The organism is Enterococcus mediterraneensis, from assembly GCF_900604485.1.
Taxonomy (GTDB): Bacteria; Bacillota; Bacilli; order Lactobacillales; family Enterococcaceae; genus Enterococcus_C; species Enterococcus_C mediterraneensis.
In genome coordinates, this window is the sequence record NZ_UWOP01000001.1 from 682,299 (window position 1) to 698,011 (window position 15,713).

14 protein-coding genes are annotated in these 15,713 nt (G+C 45.6%); 4 read left to right on the top strand and 10 right to left on the bottom strand.

Annotation, left to right across the window (positions count from 1 at the left end; translation table 11 throughout):
• The first annotated feature begins 2 nt into the window (after window positions 1-2).
• Window positions 3-1,448 (top strand): flotillin family protein, encoded by a 1,446-nt coding sequence (locus tag EFB00_RS03215; RefSeq protein WP_241153394.1) that lies wholly within the window; start codon window positions 3-5, stop codon window positions 1,446-1,448.
• A 42-nt stretch (window positions 1,449-1,490) separates the two neighbouring features.
• On the opposite strand, the gene EFB00_RS03220 is transcribed toward EFB00_RS03215, so the two are convergent.
• The 4 genes from EFB00_RS03220 to EFB00_RS03235 form a co-directional block, all read right to left on the bottom strand.
• Window positions 1,491-2,150, bottom strand: a complete 660-nt coding sequence (locus EFB00_RS03220) for a Crp/Fnr family transcriptional regulator (RefSeq protein WP_122645486.1) — start codon at window positions 2,148-2,150, stop codon at window positions 1,491-1,493.
• 191 nt (window positions 2,151-2,341) lie between these two features.
• On the bottom strand, window positions 2,342-3,193 hold the full coding sequence (gene dapF / locus EFB00_RS03225) for a diaminopimelate epimerase (RefSeq protein ID WP_122645487.1): 852 nt from the start codon (window positions 3,191-3,193) through the stop codon (window positions 2,342-2,344).
• Window positions 3,174-4,496, bottom strand: a complete 1,323-nt coding sequence (gene lysA, locus EFB00_RS03230) for a diaminopimelate decarboxylase (RefSeq protein ID WP_122645488.1) — start codon at window positions 4,494-4,496, stop codon at window positions 3,174-3,176. The genes dapF and lysA overlap by 20 nt, the downstream gene beginning before the upstream one ends.
• A gap of 71 nt (window positions 4,497-4,567) precedes the next feature.
• Window positions 4,568-5,722, bottom strand: a complete 1,155-nt coding sequence (locus EFB00_RS03235; RefSeq protein WP_122645489.1) for a M20 metallopeptidase family protein — start codon at window positions 5,720-5,722, stop codon at window positions 4,568-4,570.
• A gap of 176 nt (window positions 5,723-5,898) precedes the next feature.
• Here EFB00_RS03235 and dapA point away from each other — a divergent pair, with 176 nt between their 5' ends.
• The 3 genes from dapA to dapD are packed head-to-tail and all read left to right on the top strand — an operon-like array spanning window position 5,899 to window position 8,310.
• On the top strand, window positions 5,899-6,780 hold the full coding sequence (gene dapA, locus EFB00_RS03240) for a 4-hydroxy-tetrahydrodipicolinate synthase (protein ID WP_122645490.1): 882 nt from the start codon (window positions 5,899-5,901) through the stop codon (window positions 6,778-6,780).
• A gap of 45 nt (window positions 6,781-6,825) precedes the next feature.
• Window positions 6,826-7,578: a 4-hydroxy-tetrahydrodipicolinate reductase gene (dapB, locus tag EFB00_RS03245; protein WP_122645491.1), complete on the top strand. Its 753-nt coding sequence runs from the start codon at window positions 6,826-6,828 to the stop codon at window positions 7,576-7,578.
• Window positions 7,579-7,596: 18 nt separating this feature from the next.
• Window positions 7,597-8,310 (top strand): 2,3,4,5-tetrahydropyridine-2,6-dicarboxylate N-acetyltransferase, encoded by a 714-nt coding sequence (gene dapD / locus EFB00_RS03250; protein WP_122645492.1) that lies wholly within the window; start codon window positions 7,597-7,599, stop codon window positions 8,308-8,310.
• Window positions 8,311-8,384: 74 nt separating this feature from the next.
• On the opposite strand, the gene EFB00_RS03255 is transcribed toward dapD, so the two are convergent.
• From EFB00_RS03255 to EFB00_RS03280, 6 genes are all read right to left on the bottom strand, one after another.
• Window positions 8,385-10,367, bottom strand: a complete 1,983-nt coding sequence (locus EFB00_RS03255; RefSeq protein WP_122645493.1) for an ABC transporter ATP-binding protein/permease — start codon at window positions 10,365-10,367, stop codon at window positions 8,385-8,387.
• 254 nt (window positions 10,368-10,621) lie between these two features.
• On the bottom strand, window positions 10,622-11,587 hold the full coding sequence (locus EFB00_RS03260) for a DHH family phosphoesterase (protein WP_122645494.1): 966 nt from the start codon (window positions 11,585-11,587) through the stop codon (window positions 10,622-10,624).
• Between the two features lie 17 nt (window positions 11,588-11,604).
• Window positions 11,605-12,936: a DRTGG domain-containing protein gene (locus EFB00_RS03265; RefSeq protein WP_122645495.1), complete on the bottom strand. Its 1,332-nt coding sequence runs from the start codon at window positions 12,934-12,936 to the stop codon at window positions 11,605-11,607.
• 9 nt (window positions 12,937-12,945) lie between these two features.
• Complete coding sequence (locus EFB00_RS03270; protein ID WP_122645496.1) at window positions 12,946-13,623, bottom strand: metal-dependent hydrolase; 678 nt, start codon at window positions 13,621-13,623, stop codon at window positions 12,946-12,948.
• 178 nt (window positions 13,624-13,801) lie between these two features.
• Window positions 13,802-14,284, bottom strand: a complete 483-nt coding sequence (locus EFB00_RS03275; protein WP_122645497.1) for an aminoacyl-tRNA deacylase — start codon at window positions 14,282-14,284, stop codon at window positions 13,802-13,804.
• Window positions 14,274-15,713 carry an MFS transporter gene (locus EFB00_RS03280; protein WP_122645498.1) on the bottom strand — a complete coding sequence of 480 codons (1,440 nt, stop codon included), beginning with the start codon at window positions 15,711-15,713 and terminating at the stop codon, window positions 14,274-14,276. The genes EFB00_RS03275 and EFB00_RS03280 overlap by 11 nt, the downstream gene beginning before the upstream one ends.

Genomic DNA, 15,713 nt, shown 5'->3' on the forward strand with positions numbered 1-15,713 from the left:
TTATGCCAGATTTACTTTTTAGCCCCCTCTTTTTGATCATCATAGTTGTGCTTGCCCTGATCGCCTTTTTGATGATCCGCTATCGTATCGGAAAACCCGATGAAGCATTGATCGTTACTGGATCGTTTTTAGGCAAGGAAGGTATCAAGATTTTGAAAAACAGCGGGACATTCGTTATCCCCATCGTGCAAAAAGCGCACAAATTGAGCCTGCTGACCCATAAATTAGAAATCGGCACCCCTGAAGTCTATACGGAACAAGGTGTCCCTATCAAAGCCAGCGCGACAGTCTTGGTAAAAGTCGGCAACAGTACCGAATCCATCAAAACTGCCGCAGAACAATATCTAGGCAAATCTACAAAAGAATTGGAAGACGAAGCCCAGGAGGTTTTAGAAGGACATTTACGGGCGATCCTAGGTACGATGACTGTCGAAGCCATTTATAAAAACCGTGATGACTTTGCCGAGCAGGTCCAACAAGTCGCTTCCACTGACTTGAAGAAAATGGGTTTGGAAATCGTTTCCTTTACCATCAAAGATGTCAGCGACACCAACGGATATCTGGATGCTTTAGGACGTCCGCAAATCGCCGAAGTCAAAAAGAACGCGGAAGTTGCTGAATCCAACGCTTTGCGGGAAACCCGGATCAAGCAAGCAGAAAATGAACAGTTGGCAAAACATGAAGAGATCCGCCGTCAAACAGAGATCGCTGAAGCCAATAAAGATATGGCGCTGAAACAAGCTCAATACAAACAAGAACAAGAAGTCGCCGATGCTAAAGCTGAACAGATCGCTGTCGGTGAAAAAATGAAGATCAACCTGATCGAACAAGAAAAAAATATCGAGATCCAAGAAAAACAAGCCGAATTAGCCGAAAAAGAATTGACCGCTACATTACGTAAAAAAGCCGAAGCTGACAAATATGTTGTAGAACAAAACGCGTTGGCGGAAAAAGCCAAAGAAATCGCGAAAGCCCAAGCAGATGCTGAAAAAATCAAATTGGCAGCTGAAGCGGATGCCGAACGGATCGCAAAACTTGGTAACGCTGATGCGGAACGGATCGCCAAAGTCGGTCAAGCCGAAGCAGAAAGCCGAGAAAAGATGGCGATCGCCTTGACCAAACTGAACGAAGCCGGTATCTTGATGGAATTCATCAAAGTCTTGCCTGCTATCGCCAAAGAAGTCAACGCACCATTGAGCAATATCGACAAAGTGGTAAGTTTCGGCAGCGGCGACGGACTGCCTGAAATGGGAGAAGCCGGTTTGGCCCGCACTTTCGACACCATCAAAGAAACTACTGGACTCGATCTGGTCTCTTTGATCAATGACACTATGTCCACACGAAACGGCAACAAAGAATTAGTGGCGGCGGTTAAAGAAAGTACACCTGTCGTAACAGAACCTGCAACTTCTGATCCAACCCACGACACTCCACCATCACACGAATAAACAGCAAAAGAGAAGATCAACGTTGATCTTCTCCTTTTTTATTTACAAATCTTCCAATCCATCCAGATCCAGCAGTGTGACCTGACTGCCTTTACGCTGGATCAGTTCACGAGATTCCAGCAATTTGAATTTGCGGGACAACGTTTCTGGAGTAGTACCCAAGAATGCCGCCAGCTCCTTCATTTTCATCGGAATCGTCACTTGAAGATCATCATTGACTTTGTATAAGTCCAACAAGTACGTTGCTAAACGCTCTTCGACTTTTTCCATCATCAAAAATTGGGTCTGTTGTTCCACCTTGGTCATTTTTTCCGCATTGATCTCCAATAATTTCAGACTGAGCTGAGGATAATTCAGCAATAGCTGTTGGAAATCTTGGTGCTTCAACACGCAGACTTCAGTTTTTTGCAGGGCTTCTCCAAACAGCGTGTCATTAGGTGCGCCGAACAGCTGGCTTTCACCTTCATATCCACCCGGCTCCACCACACGCAACAGCTGTTCACGACCAGCGGCAGAAAGCTGATATACTTTCATATTGCCTCGAGCGACGATCACCAACTGCGGTTCGCCGTTTGGTGTTAAGATTTGTTCTCCTTTTTCAAAAACATGATGAGTGACTAAGCGATTGATCTTTCGCTGCTCATCAGACGCTAAATGGTTGAATAACGGTACCAGCGTGACACAAAGATGTTCTTCTCCCAATCCCGTTCGCTCCTTTTTGTCGATCATTCTTATCTTTTTACGATTTCAGTATACACCTTTCACAGCAAGAAAAAATTGACAGCTATCAAGAAACCAGTTTTTTCCATTGATAAACACGTTGTTTTTGTGGAGGTTTGGTGTATTTTTATGGCGCTGTGACAGTTTCTTAGGCGAAATTTTCAGCTAGTCAGTCACACTTCTGGAAACAAATCAGGCAGGTCTTCATCGGTGACCAGCCCTTTGACGATGATATTCGTATCTCCCATCAAATAAAGTTCTTGGTCATTCACTGCTACTTCCAGCGTACCGCCCAATACTTGAAGGATGACCGGACTTTTTGTTGCTTTTTCTTTGGCGGTCACACTGTAGGCAACGGAACCGGAGCCGGTACCGCAAGCCAGAGTGAAATCTTCCACTCCTCGTTCAAAAGTCCGTACCAAAAGTTCGCCGTTTGCCATCTCATCATAAAAATTGACGTTGGCGCCTTTTGGCAATTTATCCCAAAACCGCAGTTTTTTAGCCAATTCTTGCAACTCTGTCAATGGTTTGTCCGCAAGTCCGGGATAATGGACCACCAAATGGGGGATCGCAGGATCGCCTAATTCGACATAATCCACTTTTTTTACGACATTTTCCGGATCATCAGCAAAATCCCAATCGAATTTTGTATAGGTTGGCGCGTTCAATTGGACTTTGTAGCGGCGTTTGTCCAAACGCCAAGCTTTGACATCTCCCGCTACGGTTTCAATAGTCATGGATTCGTCAGCGATTCCTTGTTCGTAGGCATAGCGGGCGATACAGCGGGCACCATTGCCGCACATTTCTGCTTCCGTACCGTCCGCATTGTAAAACCGCATCCGAAAATCCCCCTCAGCCTGCGGAGTATCCAATGCCATCAACGCGTCACTGCCCACCGAACGTTTTCGTTGGCAGATTTGTTTTGCTAAGCGGGACAGTTCTTCACCGGAAAATTTCAGCTCTTGATTGTTGATGACGATAAAATCATTGCCCGCACCTTGCATTTTATGAAAAGGAATGTCCATGTGCTTCTCCTCCAAATTCTTGATAAGGTTGTTCATTTTCCAGCATTTGTTCATAGGACTGGCGTTTGACGATCAGCTGATCTTGACCGTCTTTGACTAAAACGACTGCTGGGATCGGCAATTTATTGTAATTGCTGGCCATCGAATAGCCATAAGCCCCTGTCGTAAAAGTCGCAAACAGATCTCCTGACGTAACATCCGGAATCTGCAGATCTTTGATCAAAATATCCGTGCTCTCGCAGGCCTTCCCTGAGATCGTCACGGTTTGTGTTGGTGTTTCCCATGCTTTATTGGCGATTAGACCGGTATATTCTGCTTGATAGAGTCCCGGACGGATATTGTCGGTCATCCCGCCATCAATGCTGACGTAAGTACGGATCCCCGGCAATTCTTTGATACTGCCGATAGTATGCAGTGTGATCCCGGCTTCCGCTACGATGCTGCGGCCAGGCTCGATCACGATCTCTGGGCGGGGCATTTGATGTTCTTTGCAAAAGGCTTCCGTCAGTTCCATCAAAGGTTCCAGAAAATAGCGATAAGGTTTCCGCACATCATTTTCCGTATAGCGTACTCCGAAACCGCCGCCGTAATTCAATTCTTTGACGGCATAATCAAAGCGTTGTTTCACTTCCAACGCCAGCCGCAACGCGACATTCGCCGCCGCTAAATGCGCGGAATTGTCGGATAATTGACTCCCCACATGGAAATGAAACCCTAAAAATTCCAGATTTGGCGCTTCGATGGCTTCTTGGACCAATGGAAACAAAATATCTTCTTCTAACGGAATCCCGAATTTGGAATCTTTCTGCCCGGTAGAAATAAACGCGTGGGTATCTGCTTTGACTTCAGGTGTGATACGGAAAAGGATCGCCGCAGTTTTATTTAGTCTTTGACAGATCGTCTGTAATAAAGCAACTTCCTGCAGGCTGTCCACGATGATCCGTCCAACACCGTAATCCACCGCCATTTCCAATTCATCAATTGATTTATTGTTCCCGTTGAATTCGATTCGTTCTGCTGGAAAATCCGCTTTGATGGCGGTGTATAACTCTCCGCCGCTGACTACATCCAACGACAAGCCTTCCCGTTCGATGATCTTGACCATCGCTACTGTCGAAAATGCTTTGCTGGCATAAGCCGCACGGGTGTTGGGATAACGATCTAAAAAGTCCTCCCGCAGCGCTTGGCATTGCGCGATGATCTCAGATTCGGAAAACACATACAGCGGTGTGCCGTATTTTTCTGCCAATGCTACTGTGTCGCAGCCATCCCAATATAAATGATTGTTTTTGATTTCTTTCATCTTGTCGCTCCTTTTCATATATGAAATTTCATCACCTATCAACTATCTAAATAGTGGTTTTGAAAAAAGTATTAGTCGTTTAACGCATCGATCAGTTTGACATAGCATTGGATACCGCCCAACAGATTTTTTTCGTCAAACTGCATCTTGCCGCTGTGGAGCGGATAGGTATACCCTTTTTCTTCGTTGCGGATCCCTACAAAGAAAAACAGTCCGGGAACTACTTGTTGATACATGGAGAAATCTTCCGCCAATAAGTACGGTGCTGATTCCACATAGCTGTCGCCGGCAATTTTCTTTAAATCGTCTACCATTTCAGGATCATTGTCAACTACGCGATACATGTGATTGAAATCCACTGTGCCGACACAACCGTAACCTTTGGCGATCTCGGACGTTAATGTTTCAATCCGCTCCACCATCCGATCGTAGACCTCATCGCTGAAAGCCCGCATGGTCCCGTTGATCACAACTTTTCCGGCAATGATATTCATGGCTTCGCCGCCGTGGATATCCCCAAAAGTCAAGACGGCTGAATCCAGCGGACTGAGATTGCGGGAAATGATCGTATGCAGTCCTTGGATCACCGCCGCTGCCGCTAAGATCGCGTCTGATCCTTGTTGAGGCTGGGCACCGTGCGCGCTTTGTCCGGTGATGGTCAATGTCACTTCACCGTTTCGGGCCATCATACCGCCTTTGCGACAGGCGATCTTACCCTCTTCAAATTCTGGGAACAGATGCAGCCCGACGATTTTTTCAACGCCGAATCGAGCCAAAACGCCCGCATCGATCAGAAGTTGCGCGCCGCCCGGTCCTTCTTCTGCCGGTTGGAAAATCAGGACGATCTTACCGCGGACTGCCTCAGGATGTTCCGCTAAATATTTGGCAAAACCTAATAATGTAGCCATATGCCCATCGTGACCGCAAGCGTGCATTTTTCCAAGATGATGAGAAGCAAACGCCGCACCGGTCTCTTCTGTCACCGGCAATCCGTCAATATCCGTTCGAAAGGCGATGGTTTTTCCGGGTCTGTCTCCTTCAAAGACTGCTATCAGTGCTGTATCCAATACTTCGTGGATCTCTTTGACACCAAAGGAAATCAGTTTTTCTTTGAGATATGCCGCTGTTTGAAATTCTTGCAGACCTAGCTCCGGTATTTGATGCAGTGCGCGCCGAAATTCTGTGACTTCCGGCAGCAATGCTTGTATATTGGGTTCAATATTCATTTTTCTACATTCCTTTCTCAGGATTTAGCAAGTTACTCTCTGAATATCATTGCTATTTTTTTTCATTATAGTATATAATTCTAATATTCCTATAATTTTTTTGAATAAAACTATTTTTCTGAATTTTTTATTCAAACAAAACGATTATTTTGGAAAACTGAAAGGATGTGTTGTATGTGGCAATTTTTGAAGGCGCCGGGGTCGCATTGGTCACCCCAATGAAAAAAGATGGAACAGTGGATTTTGATAAATTGAAGGCATTGGTGGAATGGCATGTCAAGAAGGGCACCGATGCGCTGATTGCTTGCGGTACAACAGGAGAAGCCTCTACCTTAGATGATGAAGAACATATCGTGGTCATCGAAGCGGTCGTCAAACAAGTCGCCGGCCGAATCCCTGTGATCGGCGGTACAGGCTCTAATAATACCCAGCATGGGATCCATTTATCAAAAGAAGCGGAACGAGTAGGCGCGGATGCACTGCTGGTAGTGACGCCTTATTATAATAAAGCAACGAAAAAAAGTTTGATCACTCATTACAAAGCGATCTGCGAGTCAGTCTCTTTGCCAGTGATCTTGTATTCTGTCGCTTCTCGGACAGGCATGAATCTGACACCAGACCTTGTAGCAGAATTGAAAAAAATCCCGAATATCAAAGGAATCAAAGAAGCCAGCGGTGATATCTCACAAATCGTTGAGATCGCCCGTTTAGTGGATGAAGATTTCGCGCTTTATTCCGGAAATGACGATCAAGTAGTACCGATCTTATCTGTCGGCGGTTCCGGTGTCATCTCCACCATCGGCAACATCGCGCCGGAACAAGCTTCCCGCTTAGTCCATTCCTTTTTGGATGGCGATGTGAAAACCGCGCGTGAGATCCAACTAGCGCAAAAACCGTTGATCGATGTTTTATTCAGCGAGGTCAATCCTGTGCCAGTCAAAGCGGCGGTCTCTCTTTTAGGAAAATGCGAAATGAACTATCGTCTGCCGTTGGATGTCCCTGAGGAAGAAACCTTGAATGCATTGAAACGGGAAATGTCTGCCTACGGTTTATTATAGAAACAGACATGATTCAGTAGTTTTTGAACAACTTAGGAGGTTACCATGAAAAAAATATTGCTTAGCGGCAGTAACGGACGAATGGGAAAAGTATTGCAGCAGCTGATCGCGCAAGATCCTGAATTAGTAATTGTTGCCGGCATTGATCGCCATCCGGAGACAGCCAGCGGATTTCCTGTTTATCAACAGCCAGAAGAAGTCAAAGAAGAAATAGATCTGGTGATCGACTTTTCTCATTACAGCGTTGTACCGGATCTATTGAACGTTTGTGTGGAACGTGGTTGGCCGATCGTGGTAGCGACCACCGGACTTCCGAAAGAAACCAACGCCATGTTGGCGATCGCAGCCAAAGTCATCCCGGTCTTTTATTCTGCTAATATGTCTTTAGGGATCAATGTCCTGATCAAAGCACTGCAAGCGATCTCCCCTGCATTGGCGGCAGATTTTGATATCGAAATCATCGAAAAACACCACAATCAGAAAAAAGATGCCCCTAGCGGAACAGCCTTGCTGTTAGCGGACAAGATCAACGAAGTCTTGCCGGAAAAGAAAACCTATGTCTACGGACGTTCCGGGACTGAAAATGAAAATCCTAAAAACGAATTAGGCATCCACGCGGTTCGGGGCGGAACGATCCCCGGTGAACACACCGTCCTTTATGCAGGTCCTGATGAGATCATCGAGCTTACTCATACAGCGTTATCTCGTGATATCTTTGCCAATGGTGCGCTAAAAGCCGCAAACTTTTTACTGAAACAGCCAGCCGGACTTTACAGCATGGCTGATCTATTAAAATAGAAAGAAACGAGGGAACCTATGTCTGAGATCCAATTTTCCAATCCTTATGAATTAGCAAAATATATCAAAAACGCGACCAAAGAAACACCGGTCAAAGCCTATATCCAAGGTGATCTTTCTGGTGTCGCGACTGATACAGTCAAATTATTCGGCAGTCAAAACTTTTGGCTGGCGATCGGTGATGACGAACCTGTCAAAGCCTTTCTTGACGAACATCAAGACAAGATCCAAACCACACATCTTGAAAACGACCGCCGCAATTCCGCGATCCCACTGCTGGATCTGACCACTGTAGACGCGCGGATCGAACCCGGCGCGTTTATCCGTGATCAAGCAGTCATCGGGAAAAACGCTGTGATCATGATGGGTGCAGTCATCAATATCGGTGCAGTCATCGGTGAAGAATCCATGATCGACATGGGCGCGGTCTTAGGTGCCCGGGCGACTGTTGGCAAAAAAGCCCACATCGGTGCGGGAGCCGTGTTAGCCGGTGTTCTTGAGCCACCTTCAGCAAGTCCTGTAGTGATTGAAGATGATGTTTTAGTAGGTGCTAATGCCGTTGTTCTGGAAGGCGTTCGGGTCGGTAAAGGCGCAGTAGTTGCCGCAGGTTCCGTCGTTACGGAAGATGTGCCGGCTGGTGCCGTCGTTGCTGGTTCACCGGCAAAAATCATCAAAATGAAAGACGAAAAAACCGCCGCTAAAACTGAATTTTTAGACGATCTGCGCGGCTGATCTGTCTTCCTTTTCATTAATCTAAATGACAAAAACGTTCCTGCTTAAACGATGTTTAAAGCAGGAACGTTTTTTTAATCTGCCGACAGTGCGTCGATCGGATTTAATCGTGAAGCTCTTCTTGAAGGCAACAATGCTGCTAAGAAAGAGATCACCACAGCGATCACGATAGCAAAAATGATATTGCCTAAAGTGATTTGAACCATATTGAATTTCACGATCGAATACAACATGTGATTCAATAGACTGCCGAATCCGTAAGACAGGATCAGTGCAAAACCAGCTGAGAACAGACCGATCAAGACTGACTCAGAAGTAAACAAACGACGGATATCTTTTTTCCGTTCACCTAAGGCCCGTAAGATCCCGATCTCTTTTGTGCGTTCTGAAACTGACATGTACATCGTCACGATGATCATCAATGCGGAAACCACTAAGGAGACCCCGGCGATCGCGGAAAGAACGGTCGAAGCGATACTTACATATTGATTGACGGTATCTAAAATATCGCCGACTGTGATGGCACCAAACACATATTTTCCATCCATCTTCACATTTTGGATCGCTTTTCCGACAGATTTCACATTTTTTGTGTCATCTACATCGACTGAAACGGTGTTGCTGTTGGTATTCGCGTGAGCTTTTTCCAACATTGTCCGCATCGTTTGATAATTTGTCGCGGTGATGGCGCCGGCTTGCCCCCCATCACTGATCCCAGAAACTTTGACTTCGCTTTTGACTTGTACTGGTTGATTGTTTTCATCATACCAAGGCAATGTCAAAGTGACGGTTTTGCCGATCAGCTTCTTGTAGTCCTTCTCGCTTGTCAACGCGATCGCTTGACCTTTATCGATCACGACTTCATTCTTTCCGGGAGCTTTCCCGTTTTTGACGGTATCATCCGTAAAAGATTTCGACCATGTTTGTAATCCGGAACTGTTGACGTTTTTTTCTTCATAATTCAATGAATAAGTACTTAACTGATACCCAGGTTCAACAGTTTCTACGTGGGACAAATCTTTCAGCTTATCGATCTGCTGATCTGTGAAAGACAGTTTGTCGGGTTCGTTGGCGTATTCCCCCATCGACTGCTGCAGCTCTTCTATCGACATCTTCTTGCCAGTCGGATTTTTCATCACCATCACTGTATTGGGATTGACCATGGAATTGATCTGGTCTTTGATAAATGCGTTGACCCCATTTCCCAGGCCGCTGAACAGTAGCACAGCAAAGATCCCGATAGCTGTTCCCAGCATGATCAATGAGTTTCGCCAAAAATTATAGCTCAAATGCTTGAAGGCGTTCTTGTAACTGCCGATAGCTGACAAGACTTTCGGCGTAATGGAGAGATCTCTTTCCGGCAATGGATAAGCAGGACGGATCCGCAGGTCATCGTCGATCTTCCCATCTGAAAGTTTGACGATCCGCGTCCCATGATCTGCCACTTCCTGTGAGTGAGTCACAGTGATGACCAGTTTTCCTTCTTCCGCGATCTCGCTTAAAAGCGTTAGAACTTCTTTGGTATTTTGCGAATCCAACGCACCGGTCGGTTCATCTGCGATAATGATCTCAGGATTGCTGGCAAGTGCCCGCGCGATGGCTACCCGTTGTTTTTGTCCGCCGGATAATTGATTGGGATGCTTTTTCAAGTGATCGCCCAATCCGACTTTTTCCAATAATTCAGTCGCTCGTTGTTTTCGTTCGCCGCTGGAAAGATTGGTCATCTCAAGGGAAACGAGAACATTTTCCAATATATTCAAATGAGTGATCAAATTATAAGACTGATAAATATAGCCGATGGTACCGCGACGGTAATCATCCAATTGTTTTTCTTTTTTATGATCTAGGCGCCGTCCTTCGATAATGACTTCGCCTTCGAATTGACGATCCAGACCGCCAATGATATTCATCAGCGTCGATTTTCCCCCACCGGATTCCCCCAAAATCGAAACGAACTCGCCCCGTTCAAAGGACAGATCGATGCCGTTTAATACAGGAAATTCCTCTTTTCCTAAAAAATATGACTTGTGGATATCGTGCAATTCTAAAAAAGCCATACCTATCACCCTCTTTTCTGTAAAATAACATGTTTTACTATATAGAAGAAGAGAAGAAAAGTCATCCTTCTTTAGTCTCAGAAAACAGTTACATAACAGAAATCTTAGAAAAAAAGCACCCGCAGCACACAGAGCGCAGACAACCATCCAAACGATCATAAAAACAGGTTTTCCATCTAACTGCAATGCAGAGTAAAAGCTGTTTTGTTTGAGTGTGGTTGTCCAGCTCCATTGCTGGGGCACTTTTCATAGGGTTATTTTTCTTCGGTCTGCTCAGTAAATACACGGCAGACTTCTTGGATCTGTTGATAGATTTCTTCGGCTTCTGCCAATGTAGCGGCATTGGCACCGCTGGCTAGAGGATGTCCGCCGCCATGGTGCTGCTTGGCGATCTCATTGATCACCGGGCCTTTCGAACGCAACCGAACACGATAATATCCTTCCGGCTGCTGAACAAAGATCCCCCACGCCAAAACTGTATCGATCATCCCCGGTAGCGGCACTAGACCGGCAGTTTCCGAATCATCGACTCCAAAAGACGCCAAAGTTTCTTTGGTCAACACCACGCGAGCTGCGCCATATTCATCCACTTCGATATTTTCGTAGAGATAACCGGACAAACGGGCAACTTCCATCGTGATCTGCTGCAGCTGACGATTCAATTCCGCCGCGTCAAAATCATAATCTATCAAGCGTCCGGCGATATTCAATGTATAAGAAGTCGTTGCCGGATACAAGAAACGACCGGTATCACCAACGATGCCTGCGTACAGCAGACGTGCTGCCGCACTGTTGACTTTCAATTCATCAGGAAAAGAAAACGCGAAATCAGCGATCATCTCGCTGCAGCTGCTGGCTTTTGTATTTACCCAAACGATATCCCCGTAAGGTTCGTCATTGGGATGATGATCGATCTTGATCAGTTTGCTGCCGCGGTCATAGCGGGGGTCGCTGACGCGAGGCGCATTGGCGGTGTCAGTGACGATCACCAGCGCATCTTGATAAAAATCATCAGGGATATCATCCATTTTTGCCAAGAATTCCAAATCGGCTACCGTACTGCCCACTTGGTAGATTTCTTTTTCGGGAAAACTTGCCCGCAAGATCTCCGCCAAACCGGCTTGCGAGCCGATCGCGTCAGGATCAGGGCGCATATGCCGATGGATGATGATCCGTTGATAGGTTTTGATTGTTTCTAAAATCTCATGTCTAATGTTCATTCTTTCTCCATTCTACGTTATGGCCGTTCCATTACTTGGCTCACAACGATCGCCTTAGCCACCAATGTGTTCTCAATATAGATCTCGATATCGAGTTTTGCGGAGCGCCGGCCTAGTTCTAAAATTCGCGGATAGATCGCCAATTCGCTTTCCAATTGGATCAGGCGGAAATAATGCAGATTGACTTGTTCGATCCAACTGTTGCGCCGTTGATTCAACAACATCATTCGTTTCGCGGCATTGCCGACGACTTCGCTCAACACACCAAATGAGATCGTTCCGACTTCATTGACCATTTGCGGTGAAACGATAAATTTAAAATACGGGCGATCCAGTTTTTTTCCTTCAACATCTTGCTCAATAATCTGGATCTCTGCTGAAATCTGATCGGAAATGGTATCAGCGACTTGGGTCTGCCGTTGGACCAATTGCATGGCTTTCATGACATCTTGCCGAGTCACCAGCCCTAGCAATGACAGATCGTCTGCTACGACCGGCATCACTTCAAGTCCGTCCCAGATCATTTGATGACTGACTGACGCCACGCTCATTTCCTTTTTAACAACGATCGGATCTCTGGTCATTACTCGTTCAATCAGCTGGGTATCCGCTTTTTCCAAAATGTCTTTGGCCGTAGCGATCCCCACGACACGCAGGTTTTTATTGACCACAGGGAAACGGGAATGCCCTGTTTCTTCCGCCAATCGCTTGTACTCTTTGACTGTATCGTGCACATGTAAATAGCGGGTCTTTTCCAATGACATATAGATGTCACTGACCAGCAGGATATCTTTTTTGATCAGCTGATCGCTTAACGCGCGGTTGATCATCGTCGCTACGGTAAAGGTATCATACGTCGTCCGCAAGATCGGCAGTTCTAATTCATCCGCTAAACGGCAGATGTCTTCTGAAGTATCGAATCCACCGGTGATCAAGACTGCCGCACCGTCTTCTAACGCCAGACGATGGACTTCCTCCCGGTTACCAACGATCATCAATGAACCCGGTGTGATATACCGCTCCATCGCTTCTTCTTTCATGGCGCCGATCACAAAACGATTCAGGGTTTTGTTCAAACCGGATTTTCCGCCAAGAACGTCTCCTTCGATGAACTGTACGACCTCACCAAAAGTCAGTTTTTCAATATGTTTTTTTAGTTTCCGTTCGATACGGATCGTTCCTACTCGTTGGATCGTAGAAACCAGCCCAATATTTTCCGCGTCTTTGATGGCGCGATACGCAGTCCCTTCGCTGACGGATAACGCTTTGGCGATCCCGCGCACTGAAATACGTTCTCCTACCGGCAGATTTTCAATATGGGCTAAAATCAAATCATGTTTTGTCGCCATAAAATTCTCCTATACTTCGATCGTTTGCCCGACTTGCATCACTTTACCGACACCTTCCGGCAGCAAATCAATAAATTTTTGCGGATCTTGTTTGATCAGTGGGAAAGTATTGTAATGGATCGGTACTACTGTTTTGGCTTTCAATAATGCGGCAGCCTTAGCAGCATCTTCCGGTCCCATCGTAAAATTATCGCCGATCGGTAAAAATGCCGCATCGATCTCGGCTTCGGCAAATAACGCCATATCACTGAACAATGCTGTATCACCAGCCAAATAAACAGTCTTGCCCTCTGATTCGATCAAAAATCCCGCAGGTTCGCCTAGATAGACCATCTCGCCATCCGCTTCATAACCTGTACTGTGCTGTGCCATTACCATCTTGACGGTGCCGAAAGGAAAAGAGAATTTCCCGCCGATATTCATGCCGTGGTTTTTCTTGACTCCTTGTTTTGCGACGAAGGAACAAAGCTCGACGATCCCGATAACTGTTGCGTCGTTTTGTTTGGCAATCGCAACAGTGTCTCCAAGATGGTCGCTGTGTCCATGTGTGACCAGTATCCAGTCGGCTTTTGTTGTTTCTACATTCAAATCAGTTGTTCCATTTCCTGTTATAAAAGGGTCGATCAATAATTTTGTGCCTTGCGTTTCAATAGCGATAGTGGAATGTCCATGGTATGTGATCTTCATTTGATTTCCTCCTCTAAACAAGCTGATTATTATAAATAATGATACAGTTTCTCTTTCTATATTGTAACAGAGAATAGCCGAAACTGTTATCAGAAAAAACCAAAAAAGCGAAAATCTCTAGGATCGATCAAAAATATTGATCAAAAGAGACTTTCGCTTTGTATTTCTTTTCTAAACCTTATTTATCGCTCAAGATATCCGTCACCATTGGATTGATCAAGTGCAGAAGATCTTCTACTGCTAGTTTGACACTGTGCCCGATCTCGCCGCTGGACACTAGGATCTCCGAAAACTCACGGATCGATTCATCAAAAACGATGGGATATTCCGGATGATGCATGTGGATCCCGATGGGTGTGTTGGCACCGTGAGGATAACCGGTAGCAGTCATCACATAGTCCATCGGCGGAAAACCGACTTTACGATTACCGGTGGCTTTTGCTGTTTTCTTGTAATCCAAATGTGCTGACAATGGGATCAAAGCGATCGTTGTCCCCGTCTTGTTTCCTTTTAGAACCAGTGTCTTAAAGATCTGTTCTTCCGGGATCGCCAACTCTTCTGCTTTTAAACGAGCGACATCTTCTTCCATCGCCCAAGGAAATTCATAACTTTCAAAAGGAACGTTGTTTTCAGTTAAAAAAGTTTCGACCTCATTCGCCATGGCGAACGCCTCCTTGTTTTTTGATCCGCCAAATCGTTAATAACAACGCCACCAAACACAATAAGAAGGAGCCTAGGAAGGTGATTTTCATTCCGTAGATAAAGACATCCGGCCGTTCAGCGATATATGTCGTCACCCGTTCCCCCATTTTACTGCTCATGGCATGGTATAAGATCGTCGTTGCCGAAGCGATCCCGATAACCATCCCCAAATTGCGGGCAAAGGAATTCATACTGCCGGCGACACCAAGATTTTCGCGAGTGACACTGCTCATGACCATCGTATTGTTTGGTGATTGGAACAACGAATTGCCTAACCCCATAATAGCAGTTGCCAAGATATAATACCAAAGAGGCGTATCAATCGTCATGAATGTGTACATCAGTTGTGTGGTGGAAAGCAAAGCCAACCCTACCAGCACTAAGATCTGAGGGCCCACTTTATCGGTCAGATAACCGCTCAATGGCGAACCGATGACCATCAAAAGCGGAAAGACCATCATCAGCATCCCCGCGTAGCTAGGACTCAAGCCCCGCGCATTTTGCAGATAGAAGGGAACCACCACATTGATGAAAAAGTTGGAAGAAAAGATCAGTGTCGCGGTCAATAGACTCATGGAAAAAATCTTGTTTTTAAAAATCGAAAAACTGATCAACGGCATAGGCACTTTCTTTTCCACCATGACAAACAAGACAAAAGATACTACCGCTAAAGCAAACAATATCAATGGGATGCTAGTTAAAAAGCCGCGTTCTTGTCCTAGGAAAACACCGCCGAAAAAGGTCAAAATAAAGAGTGCGAATGTTGCAAAGCCCAGCATATCTGTTTTCTGTTTACTCATAGTAATATCTTTCGGCAAGAAACGCTGACTAAGGATCATAGTAATGATCCCTACCGGCACATTGATCCAGAAAATATAAGACCATGAGAATTGCGCTAAGATCAAACCGCCAAGACCAGGACCGGCGATCGCTCCTAGAGAAACGAATGCACCGATGGAACCCAGTGCTCGTCCCCGTTCATTCATAGGAAAAACTTCCGTGATGATCCCAGTATTCGTGGCCATCGTCATACTTGCGCCGATTGCTTGGACGACACGGGCAAACAATAAGAAACCTAACGAATGGTTGAATCCGCAAAGCAGTGAACCGATGGTAAAAATGATCATTCCTAAACGAAAAATCTTGATTTTCCCAAAGCTGTCACCGATCTTGCCAAACAGCAGCAGACAAGCACAGACCACCATCAAATAGATGGAGACGATCCATTCCGCCTGGTTCATGGGCACGATCATGTCTTTTGAGATCGTCGGCAGCGCGATGTTGACGATACTGCCGTCTAAAGTAGACATAAAAGTAAACATTGAGATGGAAACCAATATTTTCCAACGATTTTTTTGAACGATTTTATCTTCTTGATAACTAAGCAT

Coding starts and splice junctions, on each gene's coding strand:
- EFB00_RS03215 (WP_241153394.1), top strand. CDS start 3: ATGCCAGATTTACTTTTTAGCCCCCTCTTTTTGATCATCATAGTTGTG.
- dapF (WP_122645487.1), bottom strand. CDS start 3,193: ATGGACATTCCTTTTCATAAAATGCAAGGTGCGGGCAATGATTTTATC.
- lysA (WP_122645488.1), bottom strand. CDS start 4,496: ATGAAAGAAATCAAAAACAATCATTTATATTGGGATGGCTGCGACACA.
- EFB00_RS03235 (WP_122645489.1), bottom strand. CDS start 5,722: ATGAATATTGAACCCAATATACAAGCATTGCTGCCGGAAGTCACAGAA.
- dapB (WP_122645491.1), top strand. CDS start 6,826: ATGAAAAAAATATTGCTTAGCGGCAGTAACGGACGAATGGGAAAAGTA.
- dapD (WP_122645492.1), top strand. CDS start 7,597: ATGTCTGAGATCCAATTTTCCAATCCTTATGAATTAGCAAAATATATC.
- EFB00_RS03255 (WP_122645493.1), bottom strand. CDS start 10,367: ATGGCTTTTTTAGAATTGCACGATATCCACAAGTCATATTTTTTAGGA.
- EFB00_RS03260 (WP_122645494.1), bottom strand. CDS start 11,587: ATGAACATTAGACATGAGATTTTAGAAACAATCAAAACCTATCAACGG.
- EFB00_RS03265 (WP_122645495.1), bottom strand. CDS start 12,936: ATGGCGACAAAACATGATTTGATTTTAGCCCATATTGAAAATCTGCCG.
- EFB00_RS03270 (WP_122645496.1), bottom strand. CDS start 13,623: ATGAAGATCACATACCATGGACATTCCACTATCGCTATTGAAACGCAA.
- EFB00_RS03275 (WP_122645497.1), bottom strand. CDS start 14,284: ATGGCGAATGAGGTCGAAACTTTTTTAACTGAAAACAACGTTCCTTTT.
- EFB00_RS03280 (WP_122645498.1), bottom strand. CDS start 15,713: ATGCTTAGTTATCAAGAAGATAAAATCGTTCAAAAAAATCGTTGGAAA.